Annotated in this window: 16 protein-coding genes and 2 tRNA genes; 7 read left to right on the top strand and 11 right to left on the bottom strand. The window is 68.1% G+C overall.

Annotated elements, in window-relative coordinates; translation table 11 throughout:
• Positions 1–503 precede the first annotated feature (503 nt).
• From BW733_RS07175 to BW733_RS19770, 4 genes are all read right to left on the bottom strand, one after another.
• Positions 504–1,229, bottom strand: a complete 726-nt coding sequence (locus BW733_RS07175; RefSeq protein ID WP_152024603.1) for a CPBP family intramembrane glutamic endopeptidase — start codon at positions 1,227–1,229, stop codon at positions 504–506.
• 13 nt (positions 1,230–1,242) lie between these two features.
• Positions 1,243–1,656 carry a hypothetical protein gene (locus tag BW733_RS07170; protein WP_077349209.1) on the bottom strand — a complete coding sequence of 138 codons (414 nt, stop codon included), beginning with the start codon at positions 1,654–1,656 and terminating at the stop codon, positions 1,243–1,245.
• Entirely contained in the window at positions 1,653–1,937 is a 285-nt protein-coding gene (locus BW733_RS07165; RefSeq protein WP_077349207.1) for a hypothetical protein, read from the bottom strand. The genes BW733_RS07170 and BW733_RS07165 overlap by 4 nt, the downstream gene beginning before the upstream one ends.
• Before the next feature lie 191 nt (positions 1,938–2,128).
• Entirely contained in the window at positions 2,129–2,254 is a 126-nt protein-coding gene (locus tag BW733_RS19770; protein WP_257787461.1) for a hypothetical protein, read from the bottom strand.
• A gap of 154 nt (positions 2,255–2,408) precedes the next feature.
• On the opposite strand from BW733_RS19770, the gene BW733_RS07160 reads away from it, so the two are divergent.
• From BW733_RS07160 to glpK, 4 genes are all read left to right on the top strand, one after another.
• Positions 2,409–2,481, top strand: a tRNA-Thr gene (locus BW733_RS07160).
• Between the two features lie 26 nt (positions 2,482–2,507).
• Positions 2,508–2,579: transfer RNA gene (locus BW733_RS17805), tRNA-Arg, on the top strand.
• A gap of 483 nt (positions 2,580–3,062) precedes the next feature.
• A complete protein-coding gene (locus BW733_RS07155; protein ID WP_077349206.1) occupies positions 3,063–3,824 on the top strand; it encodes an MIP/aquaporin family protein in 762 nt (253 codons plus the stop codon).
• A 36-nt stretch (positions 3,825–3,860) separates the two neighbouring features.
• On the top strand, positions 3,861–5,381 hold the full coding sequence (gene glpK, locus BW733_RS07150) for a glycerol kinase GlpK (RefSeq protein WP_077349204.1): 1,521 nt from the start codon (positions 3,861–3,863) through the stop codon (positions 5,379–5,381).
• Positions 5,382–5,727: 346 nt separating this feature from the next.
• Here the strand turns inward: glpK and BW733_RS07145 are convergent, their stop codons facing one another.
• Both BW733_RS07145 and BW733_RS07140 read right to left on the bottom strand, forming a co-directional pair.
• Positions 5,728–7,872: a YhgE/Pip domain-containing protein gene (locus tag BW733_RS07145; protein ID WP_077349202.1), complete on the bottom strand. Its 2,145-nt coding sequence runs from the start codon at positions 7,870–7,872 to the stop codon at positions 5,728–5,730.
• A complete protein-coding gene (locus BW733_RS07140) occupies positions 7,865–8,545 on the bottom strand; it encodes an ATP-binding cassette domain-containing protein (RefSeq protein WP_161490168.1) in 681 nt (226 codons plus the stop codon). The genes BW733_RS07145 and BW733_RS07140 overlap by 8 nt, the downstream gene beginning before the upstream one ends.
• A gap of 55 nt (positions 8,546–8,600) precedes the next feature.
• Here BW733_RS07140 and BW733_RS07135 point away from each other — a divergent pair, with 55 nt between their 5' ends.
• Positions 8,601–9,197, top strand: a complete 597-nt coding sequence (locus BW733_RS07135; protein ID WP_077349198.1) for a TetR/AcrR family transcriptional regulator — start codon at positions 8,601–8,603, stop codon at positions 9,195–9,197.
• On the opposite strand, the gene BW733_RS07130 is transcribed toward BW733_RS07135, so the two are convergent.
• Positions 9,174–9,713, bottom strand: coding sequence for a putative immunity protein (locus BW733_RS07130; RefSeq protein WP_077352807.1), 540 nt, complete (start codon positions 9,711–9,713; stop codon positions 9,174–9,176). The genes BW733_RS07135 and BW733_RS07130 overlap by 24 nt on opposite strands.
• A 79-nt stretch (positions 9,714–9,792) precedes the next feature.
• On the opposite strand from BW733_RS07130, the gene BW733_RS19870 reads away from it, so the two are divergent.
• Positions 9,793–11,958, top strand: coding sequence for an ATP-dependent DNA ligase (locus tag BW733_RS19870; protein WP_077349196.1), 2,166 nt, complete (start codon positions 9,793–9,795; stop codon positions 11,956–11,958).
• Between the two features lie 3 nt (positions 11,959–11,961).
• Here the strand turns inward: BW733_RS19870 and BW733_RS07120 are convergent, their stop codons facing one another.
• Positions 11,962–12,204 carry a hypothetical protein gene (locus BW733_RS07120; RefSeq protein WP_077349194.1) on the bottom strand — a complete coding sequence of 81 codons (243 nt, stop codon included), beginning with the start codon at positions 12,202–12,204 and terminating at the stop codon, positions 11,962–11,964.
• Positions 12,204–12,935: an FMN-binding negative transcriptional regulator gene (locus tag BW733_RS07115; RefSeq protein ID WP_161490167.1), complete on the bottom strand. Its 732-nt coding sequence runs from the start codon at positions 12,933–12,935 to the stop codon at positions 12,204–12,206. Before BW733_RS07115 ends, BW733_RS07120 begins: the two co-directional genes overlap by 1 nt.
• An 83-nt stretch (positions 12,936–13,018) precedes the next feature.
• On the opposite strand from BW733_RS07115, the gene BW733_RS07110 reads away from it, so the two are divergent.
• Complete coding sequence (locus BW733_RS07110) at positions 13,019–13,414, top strand: NINE protein (RefSeq protein WP_077349190.1); 396 nt, start codon at positions 13,019–13,021, stop codon at positions 13,412–13,414.
• 46 nt (positions 13,415–13,460) lie between these two features.
• Here the strand turns inward: BW733_RS07110 and murJ are convergent, their stop codons facing one another.
• Both murJ and BW733_RS07100 read right to left on the bottom strand, forming a co-directional pair.
• Complete coding sequence (murJ, locus tag BW733_RS07105) at positions 13,461–17,090, bottom strand: murein biosynthesis integral membrane protein MurJ (RefSeq protein ID WP_152024601.1); 3,630 nt, start codon at positions 17,088–17,090, stop codon at positions 13,461–13,463.
• On the bottom strand, positions 17,071–18,975 hold the full coding sequence (locus tag BW733_RS07100; protein WP_077349186.1) for a DUF6049 family protein: 1,905 nt from the start codon (positions 18,973–18,975) through the stop codon (positions 17,071–17,073). The genes murJ and BW733_RS07100 overlap by 20 nt, the downstream gene beginning before the upstream one ends.
• Positions 18,976–19,152: the final 177 nt, after the last annotated feature.

Raw genomic sequence — 19,152 nt, 5'->3', positions numbered from 1 at the left:
TCCTCGAGGTGGTGTGTGGTCAGAGACCACCAGTCTCGGGGAGGGCCCGCCTCATGCGGCGGAGCGACCCAGGGTGAGGAATTTCGATGAGCAGAACTGGGGAATTTCAGTGAGCGCCGTCACTTAACCAGCGGGTCCAGGGTTCGAGCCCCTGTGGGAGTACTTCGCAGGCTCAGACGACTCCCAGGATGGGAGTACTTCGCAGGCTCAGACGACTCCCAGGATGGGAGTACTTCGCAGGCTCAGACGACTCCCAGGATGGGAGCACTTCGCAGGCTCAGACGACTCCCAGGAGAGGAGCACTGGAGCTACGGACCCGCTACGACGAAACGGGGAGCGGACCGATGCAGGCTCACGCGCTCCGCGCTGACCTCGCCACCGATCCGGCCACCCTGGCCGAACAGCAGGTGCCGCCACCATCACCCAGGATTGCCCGTCGCACCTGGAAGCCCGTCTGCTTCGACCGGAACCAACACAGGGGCGTCCTGAGAAGGCGCGGAAGGCTAGGTGCCCGAGTACCAGCCCGTGAACAGAAGGGCGGGAGCCATGCCCGCAAACAGCACTGTGTCAGTCACGAAGTGCGCGAGCATGCTGGCGAACGGCCCGTGTTTCGAGCGAAGCCAGAACAAGGCTACGGAGTACACGCCAGAGAGGACCGCCCCGATCAGCCCTGCGGGGAGCCCGTACCAGTGAGCCAGACCGAATGAAACGAACATCAGCAGCGCTGCCGAAACCGCTCGAAGGCCACGAATCTCGCGGGCCAGCATCTCGCGCCAGAGCACTTCTTCACCGAAGGCGTTGGCCAACGACAGCACGACGATCCCTAGCCAGAGGGCTACCGGGCTGGGCTGGACCGTATCGATTTGGATCGGATTGTCCCGATACTGAACCAGGGAGACCTGCGCTGCCAGGACGCCGGAAATCGCGCCACAGCAGAGAATCAGCAGAATCGTCCCGCTCCGCCAGCGGGGACGCAAAGCTGACACCTTCACGGGACTAGACCGAACCCACCAGATAACCCAGACCGCGCCGGCCAGACACGGAGCGATGATCCACGGCACCCCGAAGATGAGGAGCATGCCCAGGACACCAAGGCCTATGCGAGTGGCACGCTCCCGCGCGGCAATGATCGCCACAAGCGCGGCTGCGAGGGTGAGATACCAGCCGTGGTGAACCGCGACGATCATCAGCGCCAGAAAGACGCCGGTGATCCAGCCTCTCGCAGCCAAGGCTGCCTTTTGGTCAGGCCTCCGGTGCAAGTTGACCCAGCCGCGCTACAGGTGTGCCGTGGCTCATCCACACGAGTGTACCGTCGACCAGACGTGGCTCGAGCACTGCTGGTGTCTCTCCGTCCACCTGCACTGTCGGCCATGGCCGGCCGGTCTCGTCAATAACCCGGTCCTGGATCAGGGAGACAATTTCCTCGGTGAGCACATCAGCGGGCGTGGAGGCCAAGAGCAGCGTCTCGTTGGCTCCCAAGGCGAGAACGTACCCGTCTGTCGGGAAGCCCTCCGGATCGGCCCCACCTCCGGTAAGCCATCGGCGGGAACGCAGGTCGAACAGCCCAATTTCGAGGCTCATGTGGTGGCGCGCGAGATCGGCTCGGGCGAGTTCAATCACCCGCCCGAGCTCAATCCCCCTTCGAGGTTCGTTCACAGGATTCTGCACTGCATGTTGTAGACGAGCACCGTGTCTTTGCCCTTCGTGACGTTGCCGCTGATTTGCAGGATCTTACCGCTGTACTTCTTGGCCTTGTCTGCGCCGACGCTGCCGTGTGGGGCGTAGTTCTGTGACTTGGAATCGATCTTGGTGCCGTCGGCACGAACGACGGCCGTGTAGTAGGTGCCGCTGTAGGTGGCGTTGGGGTACGCACCCCACTGAATGGCCTGCCCCTTGCCTGCCTGCTGGATGGCGAACCGGCCGTAGGACGAGTTCACGCGGTAATCCTTACAGCTGGTGATGGGTGGGGCCACTTCGACTGAGGAGCATGCGCTGGCGGCTAGAAGGAACGGGGTGATGAGGGCTACTGCGAGCCTGGTTCGTGTTCTCATGGGCCCAGCCTCTAGCCACAGCCAACAAGAAGGTGGAGAAACTCTCAAATGCCCACTGACAATGAGCGATACTAGGATCAGCCGAAGAATCGTGCCTCGTACTCGTCGTCGGTGCATTCGCACGGCGGGTCGTCCACGTCACGGAGGAACGGTTCGCCGTTCTTCCAGGCCAGTTCGGCTCCCTGGCCGCCGTAGTGCCACACCACCGGGGTGGTGGGATCGGTACGCCCGAGGTCCTCGTCGGTGGTGCAGGGCTCGGATCAGTCCCTGCCGTGCCGCACACCATGAAGGTGTCCTCGGTCTCCTTAGTCACACACCGAGGACCCTCGTCACCCACACCCGGTGGCGGGGGACCCCGCCCTCGTAGCTCACTTGGCAGAGCAGCCGCCTTGTAAGCGGCAGGTAACCGGTTCGAACCCGGTCGAGGGTTCGTAGGAAGAGTTGCGGCTCTCCTATGCCCTGGAAGCACGAAGGATGTGTAGCCGCCTTCTATGCGGTCGGGTGCCGGTTCGAGTCCGGCCCAGGGTGCTCGACGACGACATGCGGAGCTGCCCCTTGCCGGAGTTCTCTGTGGCCGAGCCTTGGTCGTCGATGCGGTGGTGCGCGTCCAACCCCCGTCAGGAGGCTGCCTTCCGTTGACCGGGGTGGCGCCTGTCGGCACGGGCTCGATGGGGCCGATTGCGGGCGTCTTCGCCGAGCATCCTGTGCTGCCGCCGCAAGGGCCCTCCTCGGGTGCTTTCGCTCGTCAGGCCTGGCCCGCCGCGATCTGCGACGGCGACGCGGCTCTGACTGGGACCTTCACCGATGAGCATTGCCCGGCCCGGGTAGTTGAAGCGAATTGACCCGCGGGTCAAGGTGCACCGTTGCAGATGGCGCCTGCACGAACGTGCAGCACACTTGCAAGGACGTGCACAGTAGCGGTTCTCTTGGAGGCAGGGCGACAGAAGGTCGTCCGCACACGCGTCTCTTCGGCGCTGAGCTGACAAAGCTGTCAGGAATGGAGCTTCAACTATGTCGTTGGGAGTCATCTTCCTCTCGGAGGTCGTGGGCACCGCGATGCTTATCCTCTTGGGCTGTGGTGTCGTCGCTAACACCGCACTCGCTAAGACCAAGGGCAACGGCACCGGATTCCTCTTCGTTAACTGGGGCTGGGGTCTCGCGGTCTTCGCAGGCGTCCTGGTGTCCTACAAGTCCGGCGGTCACCTGAACCCCGCCGTGACGATCGGCATCGCCTCGTCCGGCGCCAAGGAGTTCGTGCCCGGCATCGCCGTCGGTGTCGCCTCGATCCTCGTCTACATCGCCGCCCAGATGCTCGGCGCCATCATCGGCGCTGCGCTCTGCTGGCTGGCCTACAAGGACCACTTCGATGTGGAGCAGGACCAGGCCACCAAGCTGGGCGTCTTCGCCACCGGCCCCGCCATCCGCAGCTACGCGTGGAACCTCGTCACTGAGATCATCGCCACCTTCGTGCTGGTCTTCGTCGTCCTCTCCTCCGGCAAATTCGCAGGCAACACCACGGTCGAGCCCGCGAACCTTGGCTGGCTCGGCGCCCTGGGCGTCGCCCTGCTGATCGTCGGCATCGGCGCCAGCCTCGGTGGCCCCACCGGTTACGCCATCAACCCCGCGCGTGACCTCGGCCCCCGCATCGCCCACTTCATCCTTCCCATCAAGGGCAAGGGCGGCTCCGACTGGGGCTACTCGTGGGTTCCGGTCGTCGGCCCGATCATCGGTGGCGTTCTCGCCGGTCTCCTGTCCAACGTCCTTCTCCCCTGACCCGCACAAATCAAACACCCAAGGAAGTGTTAGTACATGTCTGACAAGTACGTACTCGCAGTTGACCAGGGCACGACCAGCTCTCGTGCGATCATCTTCGATCACAAGGGCACCATCGTCGCCACCGGCCAGAAGGAGCACGAGCAGATCTTCCCGCGTGCAGGCTGGGTCGAGCACGACCCGGTCGAGGTGTGGGCGAACGTCCGCAACGTCGTGGCCGAAGCCCTCAGCGCAGCCGAACTGAACCACAACGACATCGCAGCGGTCGGCATCACCAACCAGCGCGAGACCACCGTCGTGTGGGACAAGACGACCGGTGAGCCCGTCTACAACGCCATCGTCTGGCAGGACACCCGCACCGGCAAGATCGTCGAGGAACTCGGCGGCGAGATCGGCCAGGACCGCTACAAGGACCGCGTCGGCCTCCCGCTGGCGACCTACTTCTGTGGCCCGAAGGTCAAGTGGATCCTCGACAACGTCGAGGGCGCACGCGAGAAGGCCGACGCAGGCAATCTCGTCATGGGCACCATGGACACCTGGGTCGTGTGGAACATGACCGGTGGCGTCAGCGGTGGCATCCACATCACCGACGTGACCAACGCGTCGCGCACCATGCTGATGGACCTCAAGACCCTGGACTGGGATCCTGAGATCGCCGCCGACATGACCATCCCGATGTCGATGCTCCCCGAGATCAAGAGCTCGGCAGAGGTCTACGGTGAGGGCCGCGCCCAGGGCATGCTCCCCGGCGTCCCGATCGCAGGCATCCTCGGCGACCAGCAGGCCGCGACCTTCGGCCAGGCCTGCTTCGAGTCGGGCATGGCGAAGAACACCTACGGCACCGGCAACTTCATGCTGATGAACACCGGCGAGGACATCGTTCCCTCGAAGAACGGCCTGCTCACCACCGTCTGCTACAAGATCGGCGACAAGCCGGCCATCTACGCCCTCGAGGGCTCGATCGCCGTCACCGGCTCGCTGGTTCAGTGGCTGCGCGACAACCTGAAGATGATCTCCTCGGCTCCCGAGGTCGAGCAGCTCGCCGCGACGGTCGAGGACAACGGTGGCGCGTACTTCGTGCCCGCGTTCTCCGGCCTCTTCGCTCCCTACTGGCGCTCCGACGCCCGTGGCGCGCTCGTCGGCCTCACCCGTTACGTCAACCGTGGCCACATCGCCCGCGCCGTCCTGGAGGCCACCGCCTACCAGACGCGCGAGGTGCTGGAAGCCATGGAGGCCGACTCGGGCGTGAAGCTGGCAGAGCTCAAGGTCGACGGCGGCATGACCGCCAACAACCTGCTGATGCAGTTCCAGGCTGATGTGCTGGACGTCGACGTGGTTCGCCCCGTCGTCGCCGAGACGACCGCCCTGGGCGCCGCCTACGCAGCCGGCATCGCAGTCGGCTACTGGGAGGGCGAGCAGGACGTCATCGACAACTGGGCAGAGTCGAAGCGTTGGACCCCGGACATGGACCGCGCCGAGGCCGATCGTCTGTTCAGGAACTGGAAGAAGGCCGTCACGCGGACCTTCGACTGGGTCGACGAAGACGTCGTCGAGTGAGGTTCATCCTCTGAGTTCGTTTCCGGAAGGGGCGTCGGCTTTGTGCCGGCGCCCTTTTCGCCCTGGGCTGGTTGACGCTGCCTGCGGCCGACTCCTCCCGTTCCTTGAGCAGCCTCTGCCCGACGTAGTCGTGCGAGGCGTCGTTGAAAGGTTCTGGCCACGGCCGCAGACGATGTGAAGGGTTGTGGCCATGACAGCGGACGACCGTCGGGGCCTTTCGACGACGGGCGCCGCCGTTTCGCGGGGCGGCTGCTCAGGGAACGGGCGGCGCAGGTCCGGCCCTGCCCAAGGAACGGGGTAGGCGCCGCGGCGGGCGGCCGAGTGACGCGGAGCCGCCCGTGTCGGGTCATAGCGGCGGGTGCAGGTCCTTGACGCCGAACCGGCGCTTGCGGTTCACCACGAGCACGAGCAGGGCCATGCACGAGACGAACAGGATCAGCAGGAGCGAGAGGTCGCGCGTGAACTTCGACATCAGGCCGCCCGAGATCGCGATCCGGAACGCGTCGATCGAGTAGCTCATCGGGACGAAGTGGCTGATCGCGGAGAAGAAGGGCGGCAGCAACTCCGGCGGATACGTTCCGCCTGCCGAGGTGAGCTGGATGATCAGCAGCACAAGCATCGCGGCCGTCGCCACAAACCCGAGCCAGGTCCGCATCAGATGCGCCACCGCCGAGAAGGCGAGCGCGACGACCGTCACCAGCAGGATGATCAGCCACGGGTGCACCGGGTCGAGCCCCAGCCCGATCCAGGCCGCGGCGAGCATCAGCCAACCGGCCACGACCGAGATGAAGCCCAGCGGGGCCCATGCCGTCACCCCGATCCGCAGGTCGCTGCCACGCGCGGCAAGCATCCGGCCGGTGATCGGGCGGACGATGAAGAACGCCGAGATGCCGAGCACCCACAGGGCGATCGAGAAGAACATCGGGGCGAGGCCGCGGCCGTAGACGTGCGCCGGGTTGTCGACCTCCATCGACACATCCACCGGCGCCGACAGGACGTGCACCGCCTCCGCCTCCTGATCCTCGGTGAGTACCGGGATCTGCTTGACGCCGTCGGCGAGCCCGGCCGACAGTTGCGTGGCGCCCTCGGAGAGCTGGGCGATCCCGTCGTCGAGGGTGACGGTGCCGTCGGACAGCGTGTGCAGGCCGGTGGCCAGGGTCCCCGCGCCGGTGGAGAGTTCGGCCGCGCCCGAGGACAACTCGCCGAGCCCCTTGTCGAGCGTGGTCGCCCCGCTCAGCGCGTCGCCGGTGCCTTCGCTCAGATCGGCGGCGCCGGAGGCGACCTGCTGGGCTCCGTCGTTGAGCGCGTCGATCTTCGTCTTCGCCTCGGTGGCCTTCGTCGAGAGATCGCCCGTGTTGCGAATCGCCTCGTCCGCGTCGGCGACGGCGCCTGCGATGGTGCCTGCCCGATCAGCGATCGTCCCGGTCGCCTCGGCGAGGTTGGTGGTGTGCGTCTGGATCCGGGTGAACGCCGGATCGTCGGCCAGCTCCGGGTGGGCGGCGAGCAGTGCGTCCACCTCGGAGGAGATCGACGCGCTGGTCGTGGCGACGGTGCCCGTCCCGTCAGCCGCGATGGCGGTCAGGTCGGCCGTGGCATCTGCCGCGGCGGTCAGCCTCTGCTGGGCCTCCGGGAGACGCTCGGCGGCCACCGTGAGGACCGGATCGAGGGTGTCTGCGAGCTGCTGGGTCCCGTCGGCCACCTGGCGTGAGCCGTCGGCCAGCCTTGCCGCCCCGTCGTCGAGCTGTCCCAGCCCGTCGACCAGCTGCCCGCTGCCGTCCGCCGCGTTCGCCGCGCCAGTGGCGAGCTTCTCCGCACCGGTGGCCAGCTTGTCAGCGCCTGCCCGCGCATCTGCGGCGCCGGAACGCAGCTGCTTGCTCCCTTCATGGGCGTCCTTCAGGCCGGCGTCGAGCTGGGCCGCGCCGTCTGAGGCATCGACCAGGCCCTCCCTGATCTTGGCCAGATTGGCGAACACGGCCTCGAAGTAGCTGCTGACCGCGGTCTCATCGATGGCCTTCGCGATCGACGTCTGTGCCGAGTTCGTGATCGTGCCGATCACGAAGCCGTTGGCGTCGTTGCGCTGCAGCATGATCTGCGCGCGGGTCGGGTCGTCCCCCTGGCCGCTGACCAGGTCGGTGGAGAACGACTCCGGCACAGAGATCACCAGGTAGTAGCGCCCCTCCTCAAGGCCCTGCTGCGCGTCGTCGGAGTCGGTGTCGATGAAGTCGAAGGTGCCGGTGCGGTGAAGGCTGTCGACGAAGTCCTGTCCCGCATGCACCTCCTCGTCGTTGACCGTCGTGGGCACGTCATGGTTGACGACGGCGACCGGAACGTTGTCGAGCCTGCCGTACGGGTCCCAGTTGCCCGCGAGGTAGATGCAGCCGTACAGCAGCGGGATCAGGAGGATGAACACCAGCGCCAGGCGCGGGAGCGGGCCCCTGAAGCGCTTGAGCTCGTAGCGGGCGAGGGCCAACGGGTTGCTCGGGCTAGGCATGGAGGGCCTCCATCTCGATCGTGGTGACCTCCAGCGGGACGGCGGCCCGCTCAGAGGTGGACGCGATGACGGTCACGCCCTCGGCCGCGAGCTTGACCAACCCGTTCCAGAGGATCTCCTGCTCGGCGAGCGTGGTCTCGCGGTCGATGTCGTCGAGCACGATCATCGGGGCCGGCCGGATCGACGCGAGGGCCACCGCCGCGCGGACCTGGTCGGACGGCGACAACTGACCATAGGCGGTCGAGCGGGGCTCATCCAGGCCGAGCAACAGAGCGACGTGCAGATAGTTGGCCAGCCGTGCACGTGCGGGCGCCGCATCGGCGAGAGTGCGCTCGGTGATGCAGTCCTCGAGCGACAACGAGTCCTCGGGCTCGACCAGATCGTCGATCCGCGCCACCGAGGTGATCTTCCTGACCTGCCTCGAGTGGCGGATCGCGTCGTGCCCGTCGACGCTCAGTTCTCCGGTCACGCCCCGCATCCGACCGGTGAGGGCGAGCAGCAGGGCGGACTTGCCCGACCCCGCCTTCCCCGCGAGGGCAATGGCCGCGCCGCGGGGGAGGTCCAGGTCGAGCGGGCCGAAGACGGGACCCTTCGGGCCCTGCAGGCTGAGCCCCCTCGCGGTCGCGAGAGGCTCCTCGACGGGGGTTGGTTGTGCGTGCTGAGGTTCGTCCACAAAGCTGAGTCTACTCAAAACTGAGTGTCCTCAAAAAAGAAGCTATGATGTTGCCATGCAACCGCCCATGGGCAGGCGCGACCGGAACAAGGCCGCAAAACGCCTCGCCATCTCTCGAGCCGCGGCCGAACTCTTCGCGGCCAACGGCTATGCCGGGACGACCACCCAGCAGGTCGCGCGCTCCGCAGACGTCGCCGAGGGGACGCTCTTCCGCTACGCCAGCAGCAAGCCGGAGCTGCTCCTGATGGTGATCAACGAACACCTCCGCCCTCTCGTCGCCGAATCCCAGGACGATGTCGGCCCGGCGCTGGAGGACAAGGTGCTGCACCTGCTCAAGCCGATCGTCGAGCTGGCAGAGAGCCAACCCGACAACGCGGCGCCGTTCCTGCGCGAGGTGCTCTTCGGTGACGACGGGCCGCAGCGACGCGAGTCGCTCGAACTCGTGGACCAGGTGGTGGACCGGATCGCGGAGACGCTGCGGCCCCACGAGGCGAGGCTAGAGGGCATGGGCCTCGATGAGGCGGCCAGGTGGGTCTTCTCGGCGCTGGTCAGCGAACTGCTGCGCGACGTCGTGGGAAGGGGCACCGGCGACCGTCAGGCCGCGCTCAGCGCCCGGGTCCGCGTCCTGCTAAGGGGCCTCGGCGTCAGCTGAGCGCAGCGCCGAGTCCAGCCGCCGGATCAGCTCGCCGACCCGACCGCCCTTCTCCGGTGCGGGAGGCTGGCGTGAGAGCACGCTGCGCATCACGTCGTCTGCGAGCGAGACGACCCAGTCGATCGACTCGTCGACCACAGCGCCGTCCAGCTCAAGGGCCGCGACGGCGTGTCCACCCGAACCGAGGATGTGACGCACCTGATGTGCCTCGGCGTAGGGGTGCAGGAACGCGGCCGACGCCGCCATCGACGCCGAGAACCCCGCATGCGATGCCCGAGGCTCGTCCTTCGCGGCGGTGCCCGCCCTCCACGCATCCATCGCGGCCTTGCGCAGTGCCGTGTCGCGGGTGCCGCCGTCGGCGAAGCGGTGGCCCGCGAGGATCGCAAGCGCCGGACGCTCATCGTCGGGAAAGGCCTCCGCGAAAATGGGCAGCACGCCCTCGGCGCACCGCAAGGCGAACGCGCTGACGCCGCGCAGTTCGGCGATGCTGAGCTCGATCGGTGGATGTGTCGCCATGGACGACACACTGCCACGCACGGCGCGGCGCGGGGCATTCCTGCTCACCTGGTACCCGGTTCCGGTTACGTTTGCTCTCATGGCCGATCTGATCCTCGAGGTGCCCGGACCCGAACCGCGCTCCGTGAAACTCAGCAGCCCCGACAAGGTCCTGTGGCCAGGCGACGACCCGATCACGAAACAGGGCCTCGCCGAATATCTGCTGTCGGTCGCCGACCCGTTCCTCGCCATCAACGGTGACCGCCCCATGACTCTGCAGCGGTTCCCCGACGGGATCGAGGGCGAGGAGTTCTTCTCCAAGCGTCCACCGCGCGGTGCCCCGGACTATCTGCGGGCCGTGATGTGCACCTACCCGTCGCGCAGGCGCCACGAGCAGCTCGTCTTCGACGAACCGGCGGAGCTGGCCTGGGCCGCGCAGATGGGCACCATCACGTTCCATCCCTGGCCCGTGCGCACCGCCAACCTCGACAACCCGGACGAGTTCCGCATCGACCTCGACCCGCAGCCCGGACGCGACTTCCGCGATGCCGTCACTGCCGCGCTCGAGCTCCGGAAGGTGATGGCCGAGAACGGGTTGACCGCCTACGCGAAGACCTCCGGCAACCGTGGGATCCACGTCTACGCGAGGATCCGGCCCGACCACGAGTTCCAGGACGTGCGGCACGCGGTGATCGGCATCGCCCGCGAACTGGAGCGCCGGATGCCGGACCTCGTCACCACGTCGTGGTGGAAGGAGGAACGCGGCGAGCGCGTCTTCGTCGACTTCAACCAGGCGAACCGCGACCGGACGATCGCCGGCGCCTACTCGCCCCGCCCGCTCCCAGGGGCACCCGTGTCGACCCCGCTCACCTGGGACGAACTGCCCGACGCGGACCCGCGCGAGTTCACCGTCCGCACGGTGCCCGCCCTCCTGGAGAGCCGACCCTGCCCCTGGGCGGACATGGACGAGCATGTGGGCGACATCGCGGGCGCGCTCGCGCTGTGGCAGGCCGATCTCGACCGAGGCCTCGGCGAACTGAACTTCCCGCCCGACTACCCCAAGATGCCGGGAGAGCCGCCGCGCGTGCCACCGAGCAAGCGCAAGGCCGATCGGGCCGACGAGGACTACATGGCTCCCAAGGCCGAGCGCGACGCGGAGTGGGGCACCGCCATCGCGCCGCCGTACGGTCCGATGCTGGCCAAGCCGGTCAAGAAGCTGCCTGAGGGCGACTTCTTGTTTGAGCCGAAATGGGACGGCTTCCGCTCCATCATCTGGCGCTCCGGTGACATGGTGGAGATCGGGTCGCGCAACTCGCGCCCGATGACCAGGTACTTCCCCGAGCTGGTCGAGGCCGTGATCGCGAACTTCCCCGACCACAGCGTCATCGACGGCGAGATCATCATGATCGACCCCGAGACGGGCGACCGGCTCAACTTCGACGCGCTGCAGCAACGGATCCACCCCGCCGCGTCCCGGATCAAGAAGCTCAGCGAGGCGACGCCGGCCAGCTTCGTCGCCTTCGACCTGCTCGCGCTCGGGCAGGACAACTTCACTGAGAAGCCCTTCCGCGAACGACGCGGTGCGCTCGAACTCGCCCTGCGCGACGCCAGGCCGCCGATCTACCTCACACAGGCCACCCACGACGAGGACGTCGCGATGGACTGGTTCAGCCAGTTCGAGGGGGCGGGACTCGACGGCGTCATCGCCAAGCCGCTCGACGAGCCGTACGTTGAGGACAAGCGCGTGATGTACAAGCTCAAGCACGAACGCACGGCCGACTGCGTCGTGGCCGGCTACCGGCTGTACAAGGACGAGACGGACGCCATCGGTTCGCTCCTGCTCGGCCTCTACACCGAGGACGGCTCGCTCAACTCCGTCGGTGTCATCGGCGCCTTCCCGATGGCGAGGCGTCGGGAGCTCTTCGAGGAACTGCAGCCGCTCGTCACCGACTTCGACGGACATCCGTGGGCTTGGGCGAAACCCGAGGAGACGCTGCCCGACAACCGCGACCAGTCGATCCCGCGTACCCCGACGTCGGCGGCGCACTCCCGCTGGAACGCGAAGAAGGACCTCTCCTTCGTTCCCCTCCGCCCGGAGCGTGTCGTCGAGGTGCGCTACGACCACATGGAGGGCGACCGGTTCCGTCACACGGCCCAGTTCGTGCGTTGGCGCGACGACCGCGAGCCCGGTTCCTGCACCTACGAACAGTTGGAGGAACCGGTCAGCTACGACCTCTCGAAGGTCCTGGTCGCGGGTCTCGACTGATCCTCACGGCCGGTCGAGGATCTCCACGCCCAGGTGCGCGAACCCCGCTGCCGCCTCCGCCAGCGTCACCACGACGGAGCCTCGGGCTCCGCGGGAGGCGGCCTCCTCGTCCGCATGGGCCAGCACCTCCAGCACGGCGTGCAGCGCCGACGGGGGAGTGCACGAGCGAACCTCGGCCAGATGATCAGTGTCAACTGGATGGGCCCAGACGTGGGTGCGCGTCTCCCACTCGCTCGGACCCGACATCAGTCGGATGTGTCCGACGGGTCGTACAGCGGGGTGGCGGCACGCATCGATCCGGCGACCGACAGGTCGTTGGGGCGTCCCCGCTCGGTGAGGCCGTCGATGACGCCGTCGCGGTCCAGTTGGGTCCTGTTCTGGGCCAGCTTGAAGCGTCCGACGACGTCGGTGATCTCCAGTTCGAGCCCGACGATGCCGCGCAGCATGGCGTCGAAGAAGTCCGGCGGCAGCTCGTCGGTGCGCCAGGCTCCTCGCCCGGCATCGGCGGGGCAGCCCTCAGCGATGCGCCGGTCGTCGTGCGTGTGGCCGAGCTGGGTGACCTCCTCGCGCAACCGGTCGCGGTCGTGGTGGACGCGCAGCACCCCAGCGAACTGGGCCTGCTCGTAGTTCCACGTGCCGACGGCGCGTCCCTCAGCCCGCCCCCGCGCGGCGCCGCCCTCGCTCCTCGGCTGGATGCTCGGGTACCACCGCGGGCTGACATAGGCCCCGTCTCCCTGCACCACGACCCGACAGGCGACCCCGTCGGTGAGCGTGGCGAACTGCTGGTTGTGGTCGGAGGCGTGGGCGATCAGACGGTCTCCGCGCCAGAGGGTCGGCAGGTGTGTCGCGCTCGGCACGCCGTCCGGCATCGGGGTGATCCACAGTGCTGCCCCGACCCGGTCGAGCAGCCCGCGACACGCGTCGGCGTCCACCCTCTGGCTCGGCGGACAGTAGACGTAGCTCAACGGGTCGTTCACGCCCCTCACCTTAGGCCGGGAGTCAGGGTCGGATACGACCGGGCGCCGATGTCTGCTCGGGGGCCACGCCGTAAAATCGATCCATGACTTACGACATGTACGGTCAGGTGCCGGTCCCTGGAATGTTCTATGTTGCCGCCTACGGGCAGGAGCACGGTCCCTACCCGGTACAGGCGCTCGCCGGCATGGCCAACAGCGGGGCGCTGCGCGCCGACACGATGATCCGCGACGTCAACGGAGGCAACTACTTCCCCGCAGGCCAGATGCCGGGGCTGTTCTCCACGCGCGACTGGACGGTGGCGCTCGTGCTGAGCATCGTGCTCGGCACGCTGGGCGTCGACAGGTTCTACCTCGGCCAGATCGGCCTCGGCTTCCTGAAGCTGATCACCATGGGTGGCTTCGGGGTCTGGGCACTGATCGACATCATCCTGATCGCCACGCGCAAGCTGCCGGACGCCGAGGGCCGCGCGCTCCGCTGAACCATACCCTCGACGCCGCCGTGCCAGCCACGGCGGCGTCGTCGCGTCAGCTGAGCTTTACCTCGTTGAGTTCGCCGATGAACCGGTCGCCGACCGGCGGCAGGTTCGTGAAGTACACCATCAGGTAGCGGGTCTCGGTCGGTGCCGTCAGCGGGACGGAGACGGTGCCGGTGGCGGCCTCGTTCGCGCCCACCAGCATCCAGTCCGCCTCCGTGCGCATCGACGGCTCGTCCCCGCTCGGGACGCGCAGTTCGATGCTCGTCGCCCCGCCGGTGAGGGTCAGCTCGGCCGCCGTGACGGTGCGCGGCTCACCCAGGTCGAGGATGACGCCGACGCCGGGCTTCAGCCCGCCGAGGTTCGGCCGGTTCTTGTACGACATCGTCTTCCACGACGTCGCCGGATCCCCGTCGAAGACGTTGCCGACCAGCTCGGGCAGTTCCTCGCCGTTGCCTCCGTCGGTCTCCGGGTCGAAGTCCCGGGCCCCGACGATGGTGATCGCGGACGCGGTGGGGCTGGCCGTCGTGCTGGGGCCGTTGGCCGGGGTCGGCGGCTCCTGAGCGCTGTTCTCCCGCGCGCTGTTGACGCCGACGATGATCAGCGACACCACCAGGGCGATCACCGCGAGCGCGAGCAGCACCCACAGCACCGGGCGGGAACGCTGCGCCCGCTCGGCGGGCGGCTGCCCGGGCGAGGGCTGCGGCCTCGGCTCGACGACCACCGTCTCTGGTTCCAGATCCATGGCGCGCGCGGGCTGGGTCGCCGTCACCGCCGCCGGGGCGACGCGGGCTACAGGCTGGTCCTCGTCGGTGCGCCGCGAGCGGACGCGCTGCTCGAGATCGGCCGAGGCGTCGGCGGTGCCGAGCACCTGGGTCAGCTCGTTGACGAGCTGCGAGGCGGTCGTGATCCGACGCTCGGACATGGCCCCACGCTCGGTGATCGTGGTCACGCAGATCCGGTCGAGGGCGGGCGAGATGCCCGCCTGCACCGTGTAGGGGGCCGCGGGCTCCCCAGCGACGATCGGGGCGGCTGGCAGGCCGTAGGCTGCGCCGTCGGGCCAATGCCTGACAAGGGCGGCGTACAACAGCTTGCCGAGACCGACGACGTCTGCGCGTTCCCGCCAGGCCCAGGCGTTGCCGCCCTCCTCGTGCCCGGCAAGCGTCGCCTCGACGCCGAAGCCGACGAGTCGCACGGCCCCGGAGCTGGTGATGATCACGTTCTCGGGATTGAGCTGCTCGTGGAAGAGGCCCTGAGCGTGCACCCCGACCAGCGCGTCCGCCAGTTCGCGCACGACGTATGCCGCCTCGATGGCACTCAACGGGCCCTTCGCGAGCAGCGCGGAGAGCGAGCGGCCCGTGGTGTACTCCGCGACGACGTAGGCCCCGATTCCCTGATCGGGATCGGTGATCTCGTCGGCGTCGAGCACCCTGAGGAAGCGCGAGTCCGTGGCGACCGCACCCTTGCGGGCTGCCATCATCAACTCGGAGATGCGCTCATCGCCGGGGGCGATCACGTGGACGACGACGTCGCGGGAGAGCACCTGGTCGTGGGCGCGCCAGGTCTCGGTCCCATGCCGCCCCGCCAGCAGTTGGATCAGTTCGTAGCGGGTGCTGAGCAGCGTGCCGACCGTGGCGATGCCGCGGCTCGCCTCCTCCCGGAACAGGGAGTCGAGATCGATGCGACCGGTGGTCTGCTCCGCAGAGGTCGGCTCGTCCTGCCAGCCGGAGTCTTCGACGCCGTCGGCGGCATCGGCGAGGCTGTCCTCGACCTCCTCGTCTTCGGTCTCCTCGGCCCTGCTCGGGCGGCGGAAGATGTCGTCGTCCATGCTGGCCTCCTGGGCTGGCTCATCGAAGGTGTGTCTGCTGATCGGCGGGCGGTTGCGGATGATCGTCGCCGGGCCGCCGTCGTCCAGGGGGCCGATGTCGTCGACGACGGGCGAGATGCGCGTGGGCCGGTCGTCGTAGATCGCGGGAAGCATCATCGTGACCTGGTCGTCTGCGGACTCGGCCGCCGCGACCGCAGGGGTGCCCTTCCCGCGGCCGAGCCTGCTGCGGACGAGGTCGCCAAGGCTGTTCAGCTCACGGACCTTCAGCAGTTTGCCGACGAAGAGGTAGGCGCCGAGGACGACGAGGCCGCCAACGACGCACGCCACGATCTCGCCGAGGAACTGGTTCGGGATCAGCGCGGTCAGCCACTTCGCGAGGTGGTAGGCCGCCACGCCTCCCGCCGCCGAGCCGATCGCGAGACGCACGATGTGCAGGATCAGTCTTCCGCCGTTGAGGCCGGGGACTCGACGGCGCAGCAGCTGCCAGGAGACGAGAACGCCGACCAGGTAGGCGAACGAGTAGGCAAGGCCGAGCGCTGGGGCCACCCAGCGGGGCGAGTCGACGAACTGGACGAGCAGGACGGCGCCCAGCGCGTTGAGCCCGGCGATCAGCACCTGCAGCAGGAACGGGGTGCGGGTGTCCTCGAGCGCGTAGTAGGTGCGCAGGCAGACGAACTGCACCGTGAACGGGATCAGTCCGACGGCGAAGGCCATCAGCGTCCACGCGATGAGTGCGGCGTCTGCCTGCCCGTTGGGCCCGTGGCCGAAGAGGATGCCCGAGATCGGGCCGGCGAGCGCGAGGAAGACGACGGTCGCGGGGACGATGATGATCAGCGCGAGCCGCGTCGTCTTGGTGAACTCGGCCGCCACGCCCTCCCGGTCGCCTGCCGCCGCCAGGCGTGAGGCGTTCGGCAGCATCGCGGTCGCGAGCGACACCGTGATCAGCGAGTGCGGAAGGATCCACAACAGGTGGGCGTTGTTGTAGACCTGCAGGCCTGCACCGGATCCGCCGGCCGTCGCGGAGGTCGCAAGCCGCTGGACGACGATCAGGGCCAGCTGGTTGACGGCGACGAAGCCGATGGTCCAGATCGCCAGCTTGAACGTCTTGCCGAGGCCGGTCCCCTTCAGGTCGAACCGGGGCCGGAACGTGAAGCCGACCTTGCGCAGATAGGGGAACAGCATGGCCGTCTGGACGGCGATGCCGAGCGTCGAGCCGGCGCCGAGCACCCAGATCTGGCCCGTTGTGAAGGCGAGTGAGGTGTCGCCGTCGTTGCCCCAGATGACGAAGTAGAGGCCGAGCACGAGGATCGAGACCACGTTGTTGGCGATGGGGGCCCACATCATGGGGCCGAACTTGTCGCGCGCGTTGAGGACCTGGCCGAGCAGGAAGAAGGCCCCGTAGAAGAAGATCTGCGGAAGCGTCAGGTAGGCGAGCGCGACGAGGGAGGCGTACTGGGAGCTGAGCTCCGGGGTCCGCCACGCGCTCGACGAGTAGATCGACGTCACGATCGGGGCGGCCGCGGTGATGAGCACCGCTACCGCGGCCACGATCAGCATGAAGGCCGTCATGATCCGGTTGGTGTAGGCCTCGCCGCCGTCCGGATCCTTCTTGATCGCCCGCACGATCTGGGGCACGAGGACCGTGTTGAGGGCGCCGCCCGCGAACAGGATGTAGATGGCGTTCGGGACGGTGTTGGCCAGCTCGAACATGTCGGCCTGCCGGGTGGACGAGCCGAGGATGATGACGATCAGGACGACGCGGACCATGCCGAGGACTCGCGAGATCAGCGTCCCCGAGGCCATCAGGGCGCTCGCGGAGACGAGTTTGCGGGTACTACTGACTTGCTCGCTCAATGTCTTCCTTCTCGGAGGCCTTGCCGCGTTCGCGCCGCACTGCGCGGATCCGCCACGCCGTCCCTCCTAGGAGTACTGCACCCGAGACGAGGATGATGATCCAGCCGACGCGCCCAAAGTCGGTCGCAGTGATCTCGATTGTGGTGCTCTTTCCGAGGGCGACCCCTCCGGCGGTCACGGGTTGGGCCTGCACGAGCGCGACGCCGTTGGCCGTGGCTTCCGGGGTGATGTTCACGGTGATCGACTCGCCCGGGGGGATCACCTGCGGCTCGAGGTCTGGCACGCGGATTCGCTGCGGGGCGTCCGAGGTGAACCGGACGCCGACGGTGACCGGAACCGTGAGCCCGTTGGTCAGCGTGGCGGGGAACTGGTTCGCCCTGTCACCCATCACCACCGACGACACGGCCTTGAGGGTGATCTTGTCCAGGTCGACGTGAGCGGGGGAGGCCTGCGTGATGTAGGACACCGCGGCCGACTGGGTGGGGAAGCCCATGGAGAAGGCGTAGGCGGCCACCGGGCTGAGGCTGGCGACTTCACCTCCGGTCAGGTCGCCCAGCAGTTCAGCGTCCTCCGCCGCCCTGCGCAGGGCCGCCGAGACCTCGTTCCAGGCGGCCGGCTCCTTGCCAGGCTCCCAGCGGACGGGCTCGGCCGGGGTGGCCGTCGGGACGACGTGGGTGCGCCACGCGCCCAGCTCGGCGTCGATCTCGGCGTCATCGGCCGACTCGATCACGTAGAGCGGCGCCCTGGCGGCGAGGAACTCGTCCGCGATGCGGCCCGCGAGCCGGATCCCGGCGGGCTCCGCGGCGAGCGGATCCTCCGGAGCGGCACCAAGGAGCCGGGGCGGGCCCGGCTTCGCGCCCGTCGCGTCGCGGACGATGACCGTGTCGAACTCGCCGAGCTTCGCGACGAGCGACTCGCTGACGCCCGGGTTGAGGATGACCACCGAGTCGAGGTCGTCGAGGATGTCGCCGCGCGCGTCGCGGCTCCACGCTAGCGCCTGCTGCAGTTGTCCGGTCGCGTCGGCCCGGGCAAGGTCGGGGTTGCCGAAGGGCAGGCGCCACAGGCGGCCCTCCGAGGCGAGCTTGTCTACCCGGGCGACCCAGCGCAGCGCGATGCCGTTGCCCGGCCTGTCCTCGCCCGCGACCGTGTGTGGCTCGGCGAGCCGTCTGGCCGCCGCGTAGAGGGCCGGGTCGATCGCCGACTGGACCGACGGCCGTTCCGCGCTGGTCAGCAGGGTGTCGAGGCGGCCGTCGAGTTCACCGGCCAACGAGTCATCGACGAAGCTGCCGTCCGCAAGCCACGTGGGGGTGGCCGTCAGGGCGACGACCGCGGACGAGGTGACGGGATCCGTCGTGGCGGCCAGGGCGAGCTGGTCGCGGCCGACCACCTGGTTGGGGCCGTCCTGGGGGATGCCGCGCACATGCACGCCGAGGAGGTACGCCGCCTGGTCGCGGGTCAGCTCGGGTGACTCGTCGGCGAGTTGGGCGACGGTCGTGCGGACGGTGAAGTCGGCGCGCTCGCCCGGGCCGAAGGCCTCCTCCCGCGTGATGATGTCGAGGTTGCCGAGCGACTCGTTGAAGAGCCGGGCCCCGAGCGGGACGTTCTCATTCGCCTCCGCCAACTGCTCCGTGGACCTGATCTCGCTCGCGTCGCGCCAGAAGTGGACGACCAGATAGCTGATTGGGACCGTGGAGGTGTTGGTCAACGTTCCCTTGAGCTCGATCACCTGGTCGGGATCGCTGAGATCAAGCACGGGAGTGGAGACAGACGTGATCCTGACGTCCAGGTACTCCTGCTTGGCGGAGGCGGTGAGAGGGGTCGTCACGGCCACCAGCGCCACCAGCAGCGCCGCAAGCATGGCGCGCAGCACCCGTCGGACGATCACCCTCCCATCGTAGACGGCCCGGATAATGGCCGCGTTTCCGTGGGCTTCAGCGGGCCGGCGGAAGCGATGGTGTGTGCCGGTCGAGCCGGTTCGGCCCTGAAGCCCGACCCCGGAGCGACGACGTCCCTGGTCACGGCGAAACCGACCGCGGAACGGACTCGTGAGCGCCACGGATTG

The organism is Tessaracoccus flavescens, assembly GCF_001998865.1.
In the GTDB taxonomy this organism is placed as follows: Bacteria; Actinomycetota; Actinomycetes; order Propionibacteriales; family Propionibacteriaceae; genus Arachnia; species Arachnia flavescens.
This window is presented reverse-complemented; position numbering and strand designations above follow the sequence as displayed.

Excerpts from the sequence above, each read along its gene's own strand:
- BW733_RS07155 (WP_077349206.1), top strand. The coding sequence starts at position 3,063 with ATGTCGTTGGGAGTCATCTTCCTCTCGGAGGTCGTGGGCACCGCGATG.
- glpK (WP_077349204.1), top strand. The coding sequence starts at position 3,861 with ATGTCTGACAAGTACGTACTCGCAGTTGACCAGGGCACGACCAGCTCT.
- BW733_RS07145 (WP_077349202.1), bottom strand. The coding sequence starts at position 7,872 with ATGCCTAGCCCGAGCAACCCGTTGGCCCTCGCCCGCTACGAGCTCAAG.
- BW733_RS07135 (WP_077349198.1), top strand. The coding sequence starts at position 8,601 with ATGCAACCGCCCATGGGCAGGCGCGACCGGAACAAGGCCGCAAAACGC.
- BW733_RS07130 (WP_077352807.1), bottom strand. The coding sequence starts at position 9,713 with ATGGCGACACATCCACCGATCGAGCTCAGCATCGCCGAACTGCGCGGC.
- BW733_RS19870 (WP_077349196.1), top strand. The coding sequence starts at position 9,793 with ATGGCCGATCTGATCCTCGAGGTGCCCGGACCCGAACCGCGCTCCGTG.
- BW733_RS07120 (WP_077349194.1), bottom strand. The coding sequence starts at position 12,204 with ATGTCGGGTCCGAGCGAGTGGGAGACGCGCACCCACGTCTGGGCCCAT.
- BW733_RS07110 (WP_077349190.1), top strand. The coding sequence starts at position 13,019 with ATGACTTACGACATGTACGGTCAGGTGCCGGTCCCTGGAATGTTCTAT.